We start from the raw sequence: 14,320 nt of genomic DNA on the forward strand, positions 1-14,320 counted from the left end.
CTACACCGCCGGCAGCGAGCGCCTCTACCTGCGCCCGTCGCTGACGCTCGACGGACTCTATGCCCGTACGGATGCCTGGAAGGAAGACGGCGTCGGCGGGCTGGGTCTCGACTACGAGGCGACGGATTACAGCACGGCAGTCCTGACCCCGGCAGTCGAGTTCGGTGGCCGTGCGGAGCTGCGCCCCGGTCTGACGCTGCGCAGCTTCATCTCGGCGGGCGTGCCCCTGCGCAGCAACGGCGACTGGGACGCGACGGCGCATTTGCAGGGGGCTGATGGCACCGGCGGGATCGACATTCGCCTGCCGCAGGACGAGGTGGCATTGGATCTGCGGGCAGGGGTCCAGCTCTTCGGTGACGGCGCGCTGGACATCCGCGCGGAATATGGCGGCTACTTCGGCGGCGAGGCGACGAGCCATGCCGCTGCGCTGACGCTATCCTACCGCTTTTGACGCGGGCAACGGCAGCGGCGGAGCGGGGCGGTTGTCCGTCGCCAGGGTTTGTTGCGCAAATGCGGCTTGGGATTCACGGCGCGAATCCAGCATGATAGCTAGCGGCCATGAGCAGACCGGCAAAGACCACGTACAAGACCACCAACTGGCACAGCTAGCGAGCCGTTGCGCGCCACCGGTCCGAGCGCAACGGCGAGCGAGGCTTTGAAGCAGCGAGGATCGCTCACTGTCTGGTTCGATCCCTCCGTGCAATGGGAAGCAGTGCCGTCCGGACGGCGCGGTCGCCAGCAGTCCTATAGTGACGCCGCGATCCAAGCCTGCCTGACCCTCAAGGTCCTCCTCGGGCTGCCGCTCCGCCAGGGTGAGCCAGTGAAGCGCCATCGGTCCGAGCCCGCTGGCGAACGGCTTCATGGCGAGCCTGCTGGAGCTATCTGGGCTGGACTGGTCAGTGCCGGATTTCAGCACCCTGTCCCGGCGCCAGAGTGAGACTGGACCGTGGCGCCAGTGGCGCCGCGAAAGCCCGTCGAACAATGGACGTGACCATCCCGTATTGCGGATCCAAGGGGCCGCTGCACCAGCTCATCGACAGTACCGGCATCAAGGTGGAAGGCGAAGGCGAGTGGCACACCCGCAAGCATGGCTGCTCGAAACGGCGTGTGTGGCGCAAGATCCACCTCGGGATCGACGAGCAAACATTGGAGATCCGGGCCGTCGAGGTCACGTCCAGCAATGTCGGCGATGCCCCGATGCTGCCTGATCTGCTCGCCCAGATTCCGGCGGAGGAGGAGATCGCCAGGGTCACTGCCGAGTTGCCAGCGGATGCGCCACCGGTTCGAGCACCGCTGGCGACGCCTATGACACCCGCGCCTGCCATGACGCCATCGCGGCGCGCGGAGCAGCGGCGGTCATTCCGCCCCGCCGAAATGCGCGGCCCTGGAAGCTGGACACGGCAGGCGCCCGGGCGCGCAACGAGATCCTGCGGGCGTCGAAGCACCTGGGCCGGACGCTCTGGCGGAACTGGAGCGGCGACCATCGGCGCAGCAGGGTGGAGACGAAAATGAACTGCATGAAGCTGCTCGGACAGCGGCTGATGTCCCGGGATTTCGACCGCCAGGTGGCCGAGGTCCAGATCCGCGCGGCGGTCCTGAACCGCTTTACTGCCCTTGGCATCCCGGTCACCGTGGCCTTGGGATAAGTGTGTCCGGGGAAAGGGGAACTCTGGCTGTTAGCTGATTTGTCCAACAGCGCCCGGTTTTTCGTGAACACCGTAGGGACCCAAATCGCATCGTCCATCCCGAGGCCGACGAACCAGCGGAACAGCAGGTTGCAATCCATCTGTTCCATGAGCTGCCGCTCGGACCGGATCGAGTAGAGGATCTGAAGCAGGCTGGCCCGGATCAGCCGCTCCGGTGCGATGGAGGGGCGGCCCTCACCCGCGTAGAGCCGGTCGAACTCGGCATCCAGCGGGCGCAGCGCATCGTTGACGACGGCCCTGATCTTGCGCAGCGGATGCCGCGCCGGGATGCGTTCCTCGAGATCGGCTTAGCTGAACAGCGAGCCCGTCACCTTGTCAGATCCGCGCATCGCCACCTCCGTCCATGCCGTGGTGGCGATGAAACATGCTCCACGTCAGGCGTCGAGGCAGGAGTTTTCAGCCGCCTGCTAGCGGGATATCATGCTGCCATCGGCGGGCAGGCGCAGACCGCCCCGCCCGGGAGGGAGGACGCGGCATGAGGAAGATCCTGGCCTGTACGGATTTCTCGCCACGCTCGGAGGGCGCGCTTCGGCGCGCGCAGGTCCTGGCGGCGGCGAAGGAGGCGCGGCTGGTCGTGGCCTCCGTGATCGACAGCGACTTTCCGACGCCGGTGGCAGACGCGATCGCCGACAGTGCGCGGCTGGAGCTGGAGCGGCATTGCGCCACCGGCCCCGGGGGCTGCCCGGAGCTGCATGTCGAAACCGGTGCGCCCGTGGAGACGCTCTGCCGGGTCATTGCCGAGGTCGCCCCCGACCTTGTCGTGCTCGGCACGCACCGTCCCCGGCCGCTCTGGGACATGGTTTCGGGCACCACGGCGGAACGGATCATCCGCGCCACGTCCCTGCCGGTCCTGCTGGCCGCGGGACCGCCGGAACCCGCGTGGCGCCGTGTGCTCTGCGGACTCGACCTATCGCCGGCCTCGGCGGCCGCAGCCCGCTGGGCGGCGGAGCTTGCGCCCGAGGCGGAGCTGCGCGCATTTCATGCCCTGCCGGTGCCGTTCCGCGGCTGGACGGCAGCCGGGGGGGCCGCGGAACTGGCCGCGCCCTTCCTGTCCGATGCCCGCGCCCGCCTGGATCTGTGGTGGCTGGAAGAGGTTCTGCCGGCACGGCTGGCGAAGCCCGCGCCAGTGGCCCTGCCGGTCACCGAGGCTTTCGCAGCCGAGCTGGACGCATTCCGTCCCGACCTTGTCGCAATAGGCGCGCATGCCCGCGCGGCCTTCGTGCCGGGCCATCTTGGCAGCTTCACCGAGGCGCTGATCCGGAGGCCGCCCTGCGACCTGCTGATCCTGCGCGGCTGAGGCGGCGGACCGGGGCGCGAACCGGCCCAGCGGGGGCTTCGGCGATAGGGCAGCCCCGCGCTGTTTCCTGCGCCACCGCCTGTCCGCGCTGTCCCGCCGCCACGCCCTATTTGGTGCGTTCGCTTCCCGGGCCGGGTGCAAGGCCGGGATCGCGTGCTGAAAGGCGGTTGCGACAGCCATCGGCGGACCGTGATCAGCAGCCTGACAGGCCCGGGTCAGTCCAGGCCCGACTCGTCGCGGACCTCGCCGATAAGCACGTATCCGACCCCGCGCACCGAACGGATGATCGGGGGGGTCTCGTCCTGATGTCCCAGCTTCTGACGCAGGCGGGCGACATGCCCGTCGATCGTGCGGCTATAGGGGGACCAGTTGTGTCCGTAGAGTTCGCGCGAGATGCTGTCCCTGTCCAGAATCCGGCCCGGATGGTTCAGGAAAAGCTCGAGCAGCTTCAGTTCCGTGCCCGTCAGCTCGACGGGCGTGCCGTCGGAGCGGGTCACGCTGCTGCGCTTGGGGTCGAAAGAAATATGGTCGAAGAACAGCTTGCCCTCCTGCGCCGTCGTGCTCTGGTAGCGCTCCAGGGTCTTCTTGATGCGCAAGATGACTTCGCGGATGAGGAACGGCTTGACGATGTAGTCGTCGGCCCCGCATTCCAGCCCGTGCACGCGGTCGATCGGTGCCGTCCGGGCGGAGATCATGAGGATGGGAATGTTCAGGTCCGCGCGGATGTCCCGGGCAAGCTCCAGGCCATCTTCATTTCCCAGGCGCAGGTCGAGCGTGATCAGGTCTATCGTGCGGCTGTCCAGCACCTCGCGCAGTCCGTTGCGGTCTGCCGCCTCGGCGACGTCGAAGCCTGCGCCTTCCAGGCCTGTCCGCAGCACCTCGCGCAGCCAAGGTTCGTCATCTACGACAAGTATGGTGGTTCTGCGCATTCCGCTACCGGGGTCCAGAAAATCGCGCGGCCGGGGCCGCAATTTGAAGTCTGAAGAAATTTCAACCAAAGGTTGTGAAATGTCCACAGCCTTGAAGCTTCAGGTCCGCATTCCCTTTCGTCACTTGCGAGTGAGCGGCACCTTTTGGCGCATGATAGTACGAATCCTCAGGTTGTGCCGCCCCTGCCCGAGCAGGACGGTCAAAAATGGCCGTGCATTGACTGCCGTCAATGCCATTGCGGGAAGGACCGCCAATTTGGGAAGATCATTTTCCGGTGGGTGGAGTGCGCCCCTGCGGGTGGACATTATCAGGCGGCGGTTTTGACCATGGCGCGGGCGTGGCGGTCTTCGAACTTGACAGGGCTGAGATAGCCCAAAGCTGAATGCAGGCGGCGGTTGTTGTAGGCCTCGATGAACCGGGGCAAGCCGGTGGCGACTTCGTCGAAAGTCTCATACTCCATCAGGTAAGCGTCCTCCACCTTCAGTGTCTTCATGAAGCTCTCGGCCTTTGCGTTGTCATACGGGTTGCCGCGGCGGCTCATAGATCCGGAGAAGCCCTGTTCGGCGATAATGCCTCGATGCAGCTCCGACGCATACTGGGATCCGCGGTCGGTGTGGAACACGCAGCCGGGCAAGGGACGCCGCTCCGCGATCGCGTTGCGAAGCGCCTTGGCCGCTAGGCGGGCGTCGATGCTGCGGCCGATTGCGAAGCCGACGACACGGCGCGACCAGGCGTCCAGGATCAGCGCGGCATAGACGAAGCCTCCGGCAATGGTGATGTAAGTCAGGTCAGCGACCCAGAGCTGGTCCGGGCCGTGAACCTCGAACTCCTTGGCGATGAACGGAAAGATCGGGCCGCCATGGTCGCTGTCGGTTGTGCGGGTGGTGCGACGCCTCCGCCGCGGGTTCAGGCCGTTCTCCCTCATCAGGCGCCGGACCTTTTTCGAATTCACGACCATGCCCCGATGCCGGAGCTCGGCATCGACCCGGCGGTAGCCATAGCCCTCGAACTCGTCGGTAATCGCCCTGATTTCATCAATGATGACGGTGTCTCCGGGCCTGGGGCCGGGATCGGCATAGAAGCTGGACCTCGCGACGTTCATCAACTCGCATCCCCGCCGGATCGAGAGCCCCCGGGGCCGACAGTCCTGGATGTAGGCTCGTTTCTCGGCAAGCGTCCGGAGCGTTGAGCCCCCTTTAGAAACTCGATCTCAAGCGCCTGGCGCCCGGCAAGCCGCTCCAGCGCAACGATCCGGGCTTCGTATTCGGCCATCAGCTCGGCCGCCGCCACGTCTTCGTCGAGCGCGCCTGCTTCCGCTTTTTCGATCCAGACACGGATCAGGTTGCGCGACAGGTCGTGGCGGCGGCCGAGCGCGTGGAGCGTCTCGCCGCCCTGAAACTCGGCGACGACCTGGCGCTTGAATTCGGTACTATGGCTTCGGTGGCGTCTGGGCATAGGCTTTCTTCCTCTGAAAGCCCGCAGGGGGTCAATTCAACCGGCCAACCTGGTCCACCCGCAGGGGCGCACTCCAGGGAGCATGCAATGGCGTGGCAAATGAAGGTCCGCAGGATACGGCGCTTGGCCTGCAGCCGCGCTGTTGTCCGGTGCGCCCGGGGGGGCGCGCTCGCGGCGATGGCGGCGGAAGGCATCTCCTCCTGCCGCTCCGCGGGGCGCGGGCGCGGCGATGCCGTCGCCGCTGCAACGGGCCCGCGACGTGCTGGACATTTTCGGCGCAGCCATGCCGGGGGGACCTGTCCCGCGCCAGGGGGGCCTGTGGCGGCAGGAACAGCGCACGGCGTCCCGGGATGGATTGCATGACGAAGTTCGGGACCGCTGATCACGGTGACTCTGACGCCGTCGCGCCCGTCGCTGCTGCGCGCGTCCTGTGCAGCCGCTGCGAGACGGGGGTGCTGGAGCCGCTGGCAACCCGCACGGTATTCTGGCGTGGCGATGCGCTCATGGTGGTCCGGAATGTTCCGGCGATGGCGTGCCCGCATTGCGGAGAGGAATACGTCGATGCGCGCACTGCGGCGAGACTGGGCAGGATGCGTGCGGCCGGGCCCGTGCATGGAGCGGTCAGCATGCTCGTGCCGGTCATCGACTATGCCCATCCGGAAGACTGATCCGGGGAGGGATCCGGCACCGGGGAGTTGCGCGATGGCAGCTGCATGTCCGGATTCGGGCTTCCGGGTCCCGTAGGGGATCGGGCGGCGCCCGGCCTCCGGATGGTGTCGCGATAGGGCGCAAGCGCGTCCGCGACTGCCGGGGACAGGACCGGGGCCGTGCCTGAAGGACGTCCGCGCAGCCGGACCGGCTATGCGGGGCCCAGCAGGGCCCGGATTGCGGGCGCCAGGTTCTTTTGCGGATTTCCCAGCAGGTTGCAGATGATGTCGCGCCTTACGCAGGCCGACACCCCGCCCGGGACCTCCTGCCGCCAAAGTTCGACAATGCCCGGCGAACCGATCAGGACCAGGCTGTCGAAGGCGCCTGCATGGCGGCGTGCTACGAGATGGTCAAAGATGTCGTGCAGAAAGGCACGGGCGCCTTTCTGCATGGTGTCGCTTGCCGTGCCTGCAGCCGAGGCCATGTCCCCGTCGGCGGAGGCGTGGCTCATGCTCAGGCAGTCGCGCTGCGCGTGGCGCAGCTGGCCGCCGGGTTCTCCGAAGGCGGTCTCCCGGTGGCGCGGATCGTGCATGTCCCGAAGATCGTGCAGCACCCGCGCCGCAGTGGTGTTCATGACGACGTACCAGGTTGCGGAATGGACCATGTGGGGCAGCTAGGAGTGGTGCTCGGCAACCGCGCGGGTCAACTCGCCGACAAGCGACAGCCCGGCCGAATGCGCGACATCGCCGAGGCTCAGCATTCCCACCAGCCGCTTGTTTCCGTCAAGGACCGGCAGGCGGCGGATCTTCTTCTGGTCCATCAGGTGAATGGCGTCCTCGAGTGTTTCCTCCGTCTGGCAGTAGACGATCCCCGGGGTCATGATGTCCTCCGCGCAGGTTTTCGCGGGATCGAGCTTCCTGGCGATGACGCGCAGGACCAGGTCGCGGTCCGTGATCATGCCGATCAGCCGGTCGTCCTTGCCGACGGGCACGGCACCCAGATCATCCTTGGCCATGCGGGCCGCGATCTCGATGACCGGGGTGTCCGCACTGACCCATTCGGCATTGGCATGCATTGCATCGTTGATCTTCATCTTTGCCTCCCGGGCATGAGACTGGCTGCCAGGGAGTAGGCGGGGTCTCCGCGGGATTCGCATTGACGGCCATCATTCGCCGCCGCTTGACCGTCATCAATGCGGCCGGGCTGATTCAGGTTCAGGTGATGGCGGCAGAGACACGAGGCATCGTATGGCGATGTGCGGAAACCCTCCCGTGGCCGCCGCGGATCTTCCGCCGCCCGCGAGGAGATGCACGGCCGGGCGAAGACCGGAGCGGGCTGGTCTGGACGCCGGCGGGGCCTCGCCCGCTGCGGGAGTTGGGAAATGGGTGCACAGGACAACGGCTTGGAAGAAGCGGCGGACGAGCTGCAGGTGCCGCTGCACACGGTCTGCTATTTGGCCATGCGCGCGCATGACCTGATGGGCAAGAGCGAAAGCACCGTTGACGAGGATGGCGCCGAAGAGGACGATCCGGAACTCGGCATCCGCGAGGATCGCGGCACGGATGCGGTCGAAGCCGAGTTGAGATCGCTGCTCGACGACCTCGACGAGGAGGCGCTGATCGATCTGGTCGCCCTGGTATGGCTTGGCCGCGATGGCGAAAGCTGGGACGCGCTGCGCGAGCTGGCCCGGCAGGAGCACAATGCGTCGACTGCAGACTACCTTCTGGGTACGCCGCTTCTGGCCGACTATCTCCTGGAGGGGCTCGACAGGCTCGGGCTCGACTGCCGAGGGGACATGGAGCCGGGCTGAGCGATGCGCATTCGCCGCGGTCCTGCGCCGGGTCCGGGGGGCCAGCGGATGGAGACGTCCCTGCCGGACGCGGCGGACCGGCGCATGCGGATCGCGGAAAGCGCCGCCCTGGACGGGAGCCGGCCGCGCAGACCATTCCAAGGATGGTCCGGAGGGGGAGGCACTGGCCCTGGCAGGCCCTTGGGTCCGCTTTGGAGACTACCGTTGCGCAGCCCCCTACCGAGGCGGACATTGCAGCGGCGCCCGGGGAGGGGGCACGCCCCGGCGAAAGGCGGTGGATGATGACGCATGAAGCAGATACCGAAGCGCCGGCCGCCCCCGACGGCAATGCCGCCGTCGCCGAGCGGCTGAGGAGATATGCGGATCTGCTCGAAACGCAGGGCGGCGACGGGTTCCGCCTCCGGGCATACCTCAAGGCGGCGGACGAGATCGATGCGCTGTCGCAGCCTTTGCGCCTCATATACGAGACGGGAGGCACTGATGCCCTGGTCCGGCTACATGGCATCGGGCGCGGGATCGCCGCCGCGATCGCCGAGATGCTTGCCACGGGGCACTGGACGCAGCTCGACCGGCTGCAGGGCGAGGCCACGCCCGAAGCTGTGTTCCGGACCATTCCCGGCATTGGCCCCGCGATCGCGCGCAGTCTTGCCGACACGCTGGAGGTCGAGACGCTCGAAGAACTCGAAACGGCGCTGCGCCTGGGGGCGAGACATGTGCCGGGGGTGGGACCACGGCGCCGGCAGGCCATTCTCGCGGCGATCGGCGCGCGTTTTGCACGCCTTCCGCACGCGCGGCATGCCGGACCGCAGCCGCACGAGCCTCCGGTTTCGCTTCTTGTCGATGCGGATGCGCTCTACCGCAGCAAGGCGGAGGCAGGCGACCTGCCGAGGATCGCGCCGAAACGGTTCAATCCCGCCCGGGAGGCCTGGCTGCCCGTGATGCATGCCCGGCGCAACGGATGGCACCTGACAATGCTCTATTCGAACACGGCCCGGGCGCACGAGCTCGGCAGGACGCGCGACTGGGTGGTGATCTACTTCCACGAGGAGGACGGTCCGGAGCGGCGCAGGACGATTGTCACTGAGCGCCAGGGACCGCTCGCCGGACGGCGGGTTGTCCGCGGGCGCGAGGCAGAGTGCCGGGACCTGTATGCAGGACTGCAATCCGGTATCCGCAATTGACGCACAGGACCTGCGGAGGGCCGTGCCAGCGGCAATATTGATGACATCCCCGCAGATGCCGCGACATGGGAAATCATCCGCCTTGCCGCGCAGATCTCATCCAGCTTGACGCGCTCTACCCAGCTCGGACCCAGCGGCATCACCGCGGACATGATCCGTCGGGCAGAGGGCGCTGACGCTGTTCCGGTGTTGGGCGGTGCCGCTTTCGCCAAGATCGACACCCTTTGGCCGACCGGCTGACGATTTACGGCCTCTTGCCGCTTCGCGGAGTCTCCCCCCGCAGGTCCCGCGCTGTACCAGAAATATCCCCGGGCACGCGTCGGGCAACGAAATTCCGCCCGACCAATGGCGATCTCGGTCGGGCGGATCTTTGACTGAAAAGTGGTTCGTCATAAAAACTTTCAACAATCTCCGTGCCTTGAACGGAAAGGCTTGCGTCTGCCAATTGCTAGCGGGCCGGTGCTGACGTGCCGGGCCGGAATTGACAGGGACGTGCAACGGGCCGCGTGCCCCTCCTTTGCGATTGCGCATTTCCTGCAGCCGTCCGGGAACGCCCGTTCATCGCAGGCGAGTGCAAAGGCCGGTAGTCTCGTCCCCGGACGTTGCGAGGACCCGGCGGAGACGCGACGCAACGCGTCTTCCGGATCGAGTGCAACTGATGCGTCCAGCGCTGGCCGCAGAGCCGGTCCGGAAATTCCCGATCGAATTCCCGCCCGCGGTCCCCGAGCTGCGGGACAGCGCGATTGCGCTCGACCGCTCCGTGGAAGCGGCGGGCCGGAAAGGCCGTCATGTTCCGCGCCCCGATCCAGAGACGGGTCCAGTTCGGGATGCGCGCTTTGCAGGCGCCAGGCAGGCGGTGTGGGGCATGAGGCGGCTCCGTTCCGGGTCTCTTCCTCCCCTTGTTCTGCCCGGAGTTTCCTGCCCGTGCATTGACGGCGCTCAATGCAGCCGCAGCATTTCAAGCCTTGCACCGCAAAGACGCTCGGTGGCCCGCTGGCAGCCTGCGCGCTGCGACGGCGCCAAATTCTCCGCTTGCGGCCTCCTGCAATGTCCAGAGGGGGCGCTATCTCCGCGCGAAACCAGTGCGATATGGGCCGCGCCCGTCTCTGGATCACTTTGGCCTTCTGGTCTGGACAGGGGGGCGCCATTGACAGACGGCAATGCCGCCTGCCGGCGGCCGGCGCAGTCTGCACGCAGACCCCTCTCAGGAGCGGAAGGAACACGACTTGCAGTGCAGCTTCCGGTATCGGCACCGAGAGAAACATGTGGACCCCGCGCCTTTGAAGGCGCGGGTGGCCGGTCCGAGCCTCGCGGAAAAATGCGCCTTCCTGGAGAGCTGCGCGGCCCGGCCGGGCCAGCCTCGGCCGGAGGTGATCGAAACACATACTGCGATGGTCTTCCTGGGACAGGACACTGTCTGGAAGATGAAAACACCGGTCCGCCTGCCGTTTCTCGACTTTTCCCGCCTATCTGCACGCGAGCACGCATGCCGCGAGGAAGTCCGCCTTAACCGCGTCCTTGCCGGGAAGGAGGTCTACCGGGATGTTCTCGCGCTCACGCTCCGCGCGGATGGCCTGCTTGCGCTGGAAGGCAGCGGCAGGGTCGTGGACTGGCTGGTCGAAATGCGGCGCCTGCCCGCTGGAGAGACACTCGACAACCGTCTCCGCGATGGTCGCCCCCCGGAACGCAGCGAGATCGGCAGGGTGGCCGAACGGATGCAGGAGTTCTACCGCATGGCGCCCAGGCCGAAGGGGGCGGGGGAGGGATACTTGGAGCGATGGATGCGCGAGGGGCGGGTCAATGCCGGGAACTTGGCCGAAATGGCGCCCCATCTAGGGGCCGCGTTCAAGTCGGAAACCGCAGGCGCGGCGCTGGCCCTGATGGAGGCGAACCGCGGGGAAATCATGGAGCGTGCCGGGCTGGGGCTGATCGTCGAGGGCCACGGGGACCTGCGGCCGGAACATGTCTGCCTGGAGAACCCGCCGGTCATTTTCGACCGGCTTGAGTTCGATCCCATTCTGCGATTGGCTGATCCGTTCGAAGAAATGAACTATCTGGGACTGGAATGCGAGGCGCTTGGCGCAGCATGGATCCGGTCCATGCTGCTCACGCCGCTATTGCGTTCCGGCCTGAAGCCTCCGGGCAGGCAATTGATGAAGAGTTATGGCGTCAACCGCTGCCTGACACGGGCACGCCTGGCGATTGATCACCTGCGCGACGCGGAAATCCGGACACCGGAGAAATGGCCCCTGCAGGCCCGGTTCTATCTCGAGCGGGCGAAAATGATCCTGACCGGCACCCGGGCAGACTAGCCGACAGCCGCTGACGTGCACGGCGCATTCCGCGCAGGCTCTCCGGAACAGGTGCCGATGGATAGGCTCTTCTGCCATTCGGCTCCATGTCGGCTGATCACGATCACATCGCTTCTTTCCGGCCCTGAAGATACCGGGGATTCCGTCAGCCTCCAGCCAAGCAGGATGCCTGGCGGCGATGCCGGGCACGCCCACGGCAGCCATGTGCAAGCGGCACGTTCGGGATTGGGCTTCTGCCGCCGCTATCCGCGCAATCCGAGCGCCCTTCCGCTGCCGGTCCGCGGTGCCGCCGGTCGGCATCGCGTCACTGCCGTCGACCGGTGGCCTTGCGCCAGCTAGGTGCAGGCAATCTTCTTCCGCATGTTTGCATCACGTGCAGGATGGCCAGGTCGCGTCCTTCGGCTGACGCAAGTGCTGGCACAAAGCCCACAGCGCGGCCTGGAAGCAGCGATCCGTCAGTCGCGGGTCCGTTCGGTCGTCCGCCCCTCCGCTTCGATCATGTTGTCGCGCCAAGCATGGGGCTGTCCGGGCCAGAAGCGTTGTGCGCTGTCAATGCAGGTAAGGCCAATACAGGGCAATCCCGGAGAGCCGGCGGCATTCATGAAGGAGAGCCCGATGACGAGACAGACACGTTCAATCCTGGAGGCTTCGGAACTGGCCACGGTTCCGTCTGAGGCGATCGCTTCGGGGATCGAGACGATCCGGAAAATGTCTGAGACTTGGTCTGCCATGCATTCGAATGGCCTCAGCCGGATGTTGAAGCGCAACGAGGAAGCGTTGGGATTCGCGAGTCGTCGGCTGGAGGATGACCGCCGATTGCTGGACCAGCTTTCCGAGCAGAGCGATCCCGCCTCTGCATTCCGGATATGGAACGGCTTTCTGCTCGCCATGTTCCGGGACTATTCCGAGGAGTGCCAACGCCAGATGATGCGTTTCGGCGAGGATTTCCGGCAGGCTGGCACAACGATGCAGGACCGGATCCGCATGGCTGCGGAAGATATCGTCATGACGCCGGAGCCCCGTCCTGAAACCCGCGGGAATTCCAAGGAAGGGAAACTGGAGGCTGGCGCGGCCTGAGGGCCAATGGCGCGGGACCGGCACCGGCACTCATGCCGGACGGGAACGATTCTGGCGGTTTCCTTGCCGCGATGTGCCTCTGCGGAGGTTCCAGGCGGCTTTTCCCGTGGCAGGGGCCGGGTCTTCCGCAGGCGACGCGGACCAGGCGGCCGGGAACAGACGGCAACCGCGTCCCTCGTCTGTGCCGATATGCGTGCGCACGGCATTCATGCCTGTCGCCGTCCAGACGGGGCAATGTTCAACCGCTGCTCGCTCCGCAAGTTTCCTGACTTGTCCTGGCAGCGTAACGCGGCGGTCTGCGATCGCTACTTGAGTCTGCCAAGCCTCGAGTTGCGCATAGATGTTCAGTGCATTTTCGATCTCATGGGGCGCTGTTGCGCAAATTGGCTGACGACCACAGTTCCCCTTTCCGGGCCGCGCTTGTCCCGGCGCAACGGCGACCGGGATGCCGCGGGCGGTGAAACGGTTCATGACCGCCATGCGGATCTGGACCTCGGCAACCTGCCGGTCGAAGGTGAGGCATCGCGCCGCCATCGGTACGATGCCTATGCCGAACGGCATCAGCCGCGGGCTGAGCAGCATCATGCAGGTCATTTTCGTTTCGGTCTTGCTGCGCCGGCGGTGCCCGCCCCGGTTCCGCCAGATCGCACGGCTGAGGTGCTTCGAGGCCTGCAGGGTCCCGCTGCGCGCCCGGGCTCCGGCCGTGTCCGGCTTCCATGGCCTCGCATTCCGCCTCGCGGAAGCGAGGAGGACCAGCAAGAGGTCCGGGGGAGTGTAAGCGGTGCATCCGCTCCCCATCTTTGTCCTTTCAGGAGGCGGCCGGGCTGCTAGATTCGACATGCACGCTGTTCATCGACGTGCTCGGATTCGCATGGGCGTCATCCACTTTTTTTTTTACAGTATGTTGGGGACTGGGTATGCGTCGCGGAGTGCGCCCTGCGGATAGCAGAGAACCGCCTCCAGGGACGCCTTCACGCGCATCCCCCCTGGCCAAAGTAGCCACCACTGTCCGCTGCCTAGCCGCTCGAAGTGGAAAAACTGGGCGCACGATCACGTGTCAGTGCGAGGCCTCTCGAGAAGCCCGGCTGGCAGTCTACGTCATCTACAGGGTCACGGCCGGCGAAACTGGCGCAGCTATGTGCTCGCCAGTTCGAACAAGTCAATCACACCGGGCAAGCTGGGCGTGGGCTCATGGCAGAGCCGGACTTTCGGCAACTGCCTTCCTTCGCCAGCCGGGCTGTCGCCGCGCTGTGCTGATGTTCATCGCGTGTCTCGTGGTATTCGGCGTATTCATCCGGCGAGGGCCGCCTGACGGGTTTGGCGCTTCGGTGATAGGTCCGACCTTATGCGCGACCTTATATTCGAACCCAAGATTGAAGTCCTGTCAGCGGCGGACGGCGTTCGCCGACGGCATTGGGACGACGCGGACTGTGAGGGCGTGACTGCCACCGGTCCGAAGGAATGCCCGAACCCGCATCGTCGAGGAGAGCTTGCGTGGCCATCGCCAGGTGAGCGCCACCGCGAGACGCCACGGCATCTCGCGGTCGCTGCTGACCATCTGGCGGCGGCAGTACCGGAACGGCGAACTCGGCGGCGCAGGCTCGCCCGCCTTCATCCCGCTGACGATTGCCGCCGATCCGCAGGGCACTGCTTCCCCAGCACCCGTGCCGCCGAACCCGGAAGCCCGGGTGGAGATCACCCTGAGGAACGGGCGCTGCGTTGCGGTTCCGGCCAATGTGTGCCCGGAGGCGCTGGCCCGCCTTCTTTCCGTGGTGGACAGCCGATGATCGCGTTTCCGGCCGTGGTGACGGTATAGCGCGTCAATCTGGGTGAGAGGTGCGCGACAATCAGGATAAGATTCTATGTCGCGACATCTGTGACGGTATCATCCTGATTGTCGCTGG

At 66.1% G+C, this 14,320-nt stretch carries 13 protein-coding genes and 3 pseudogenes; 9 read left to right on the forward strand and 7 right to left on the reverse strand.

Annotated elements, in window-relative coordinates; all coding sequences use genetic code 11:
- On the forward strand, positions 1-451 hold a 451-nt coding region (locus FGX59_RS33835), incomplete at its 5' end, for an autotransporter outer membrane beta-barrel domain-containing protein (RefSeq protein ID WP_138472736.1).
- 107 nt (positions 452-558) lie between these two features.
- Positions 559-1,646: pseudogene (locus FGX59_RS39410) on the forward strand (IS5 family transposase).
- Between the two features lie 53 nt (positions 1,647-1,699).
- On the opposite strand, the pseudogene FGX59_RS33845 reads toward FGX59_RS39410, so the two are convergent.
- Positions 1,700-1,975 (reverse strand): annotated as a pseudogene (locus FGX59_RS33845) (transposase); the annotation flags it as partial.
- 206 nt (positions 1,976-2,181) lie between these two features.
- On the opposite strand from FGX59_RS33845, the gene FGX59_RS33850 reads away from it, so the two are divergent.
- A complete protein-coding gene (locus FGX59_RS33850; protein ID WP_171060962.1) occupies positions 2,182-3,003 on the forward strand; it encodes a universal stress protein in 822 nt (273 codons plus the stop codon).
- A 215-nt stretch (positions 3,004-3,218) separates the two neighbouring features.
- Here the strand turns inward: FGX59_RS33850 and FGX59_RS33855 are convergent, their stop codons facing one another.
- The 3 genes from FGX59_RS33855 to FGX59_RS33865 all read right to left on the reverse strand — a co-directional run bounded on the left by FGX59_RS33855 (position 3,219) and on the right by FGX59_RS33865 (position 5,388).
- Positions 3,219-3,932, reverse strand: a complete 714-nt coding sequence (locus FGX59_RS33855; protein WP_138472738.1) for a response regulator transcription factor — start codon at positions 3,930-3,932, stop codon at positions 3,219-3,221.
- 308 nt (positions 3,933-4,240) lie between these two features.
- Complete coding sequence (locus tag FGX59_RS33860) at positions 4,241-5,086, reverse strand: IS3 family transposase (protein ID WP_138472739.1); 846 nt, start codon at positions 5,084-5,086, stop codon at positions 4,241-4,243.
- Positions 5,035-5,388: a transposase gene (locus tag FGX59_RS33865; protein ID WP_138472740.1), complete on the reverse strand. Its 354-nt coding sequence runs from the start codon at positions 5,386-5,388 to the stop codon at positions 5,035-5,037. Before FGX59_RS33865 ends, FGX59_RS33860 begins: the two co-directional genes overlap by 52 nt.
- Positions 5,389-5,747: 359 nt before the next feature.
- Here FGX59_RS33865 and FGX59_RS33870 point away from each other — a divergent pair, with 359 nt between their 5' ends.
- A complete protein-coding gene (locus FGX59_RS33870; RefSeq protein WP_171060963.1) occupies positions 5,748-6,056 on the forward strand; it encodes a type II toxin-antitoxin system MqsA family antitoxin in 309 nt (102 codons plus the stop codon).
- A gap of 191 nt (positions 6,057-6,247) precedes the next feature.
- Here the strand turns inward: FGX59_RS33870 and FGX59_RS33875 are convergent, their stop codons facing one another.
- Positions 6,248-6,700 carry a host attachment protein gene (locus tag FGX59_RS33875; protein WP_138472748.1) on the reverse strand — a complete coding sequence of 151 codons (453 nt, stop codon included), beginning with the start codon at positions 6,698-6,700 and terminating at the stop codon, positions 6,248-6,250.
- 9 nt (positions 6,701-6,709) lie between these two features.
- Positions 6,710-7,129 carry a CBS domain-containing protein gene (locus FGX59_RS33880; protein WP_138472762.1) on the reverse strand — a complete coding sequence of 140 codons (420 nt, stop codon included), beginning with the start codon at positions 7,127-7,129 and terminating at the stop codon, positions 6,710-6,712.
- 288 nt (positions 7,130-7,417) lie between these two features.
- Here FGX59_RS33880 and FGX59_RS33885 point away from each other — a divergent pair, with 288 nt between their 5' ends.
- From FGX59_RS33885 to FGX59_RS33900, 4 genes are all read left to right on the forward strand, one after another.
- Positions 7,418-7,846 carry a DUF3775 domain-containing protein gene (locus tag FGX59_RS33885; RefSeq protein ID WP_171060965.1) on the forward strand — a complete coding sequence of 143 codons (429 nt, stop codon included), beginning with the start codon at positions 7,418-7,420 and terminating at the stop codon, positions 7,844-7,846.
- Between the two features lie 281 nt (positions 7,847-8,127).
- Positions 8,128-9,027 (forward strand): helix-hairpin-helix domain-containing protein, encoded by a 900-nt coding sequence (locus tag FGX59_RS33890; protein ID WP_138472767.1) that lies wholly within the window; start codon positions 8,128-8,130, stop codon positions 9,025-9,027.
- 1,226 nt (positions 9,028-10,253) lie between these two features.
- Positions 10,254-11,339 carry a hypothetical protein gene (locus FGX59_RS33895; RefSeq protein WP_138472769.1) on the forward strand — a complete coding sequence of 362 codons (1,086 nt, stop codon included), beginning with the start codon at positions 10,254-10,256 and terminating at the stop codon, positions 11,337-11,339.
- Between the two features lie 615 nt (positions 11,340-11,954).
- Positions 11,955-12,416, forward strand: a complete 462-nt coding sequence (locus FGX59_RS33900) for a hypothetical protein (RefSeq protein ID WP_138472770.1) — start codon at positions 11,955-11,957, stop codon at positions 12,414-12,416.
- Positions 12,417-12,854: 438 nt separating this feature from the next.
- On the opposite strand, the pseudogene FGX59_RS39040 reads toward FGX59_RS33900, so the two are convergent.
- Positions 12,855-13,151: pseudogene (locus tag FGX59_RS39040) on the reverse strand (hypothetical protein); the annotation flags it as partial.
- Between the two features lie 755 nt (positions 13,152-13,906).
- Here FGX59_RS39040 and FGX59_RS33910 point away from each other — a divergent pair.
- Positions 13,907-14,203 (forward strand): transposase, encoded by a 297-nt coding sequence (locus FGX59_RS33910; protein WP_240722836.1) that lies wholly within the window; start codon positions 13,907-13,909, stop codon positions 14,201-14,203.
- Positions 14,204-14,320 lie beyond the last annotated feature (117 nt).

It is taken from the genome of Poseidonocella sp. HB161398 (assembly GCF_005870025.1).
In the GTDB taxonomy this organism is placed as follows: domain Bacteria; phylum Pseudomonadota; class Alphaproteobacteria; order Rhodobacterales; family Rhodobacteraceae; genus Mangrovicoccus.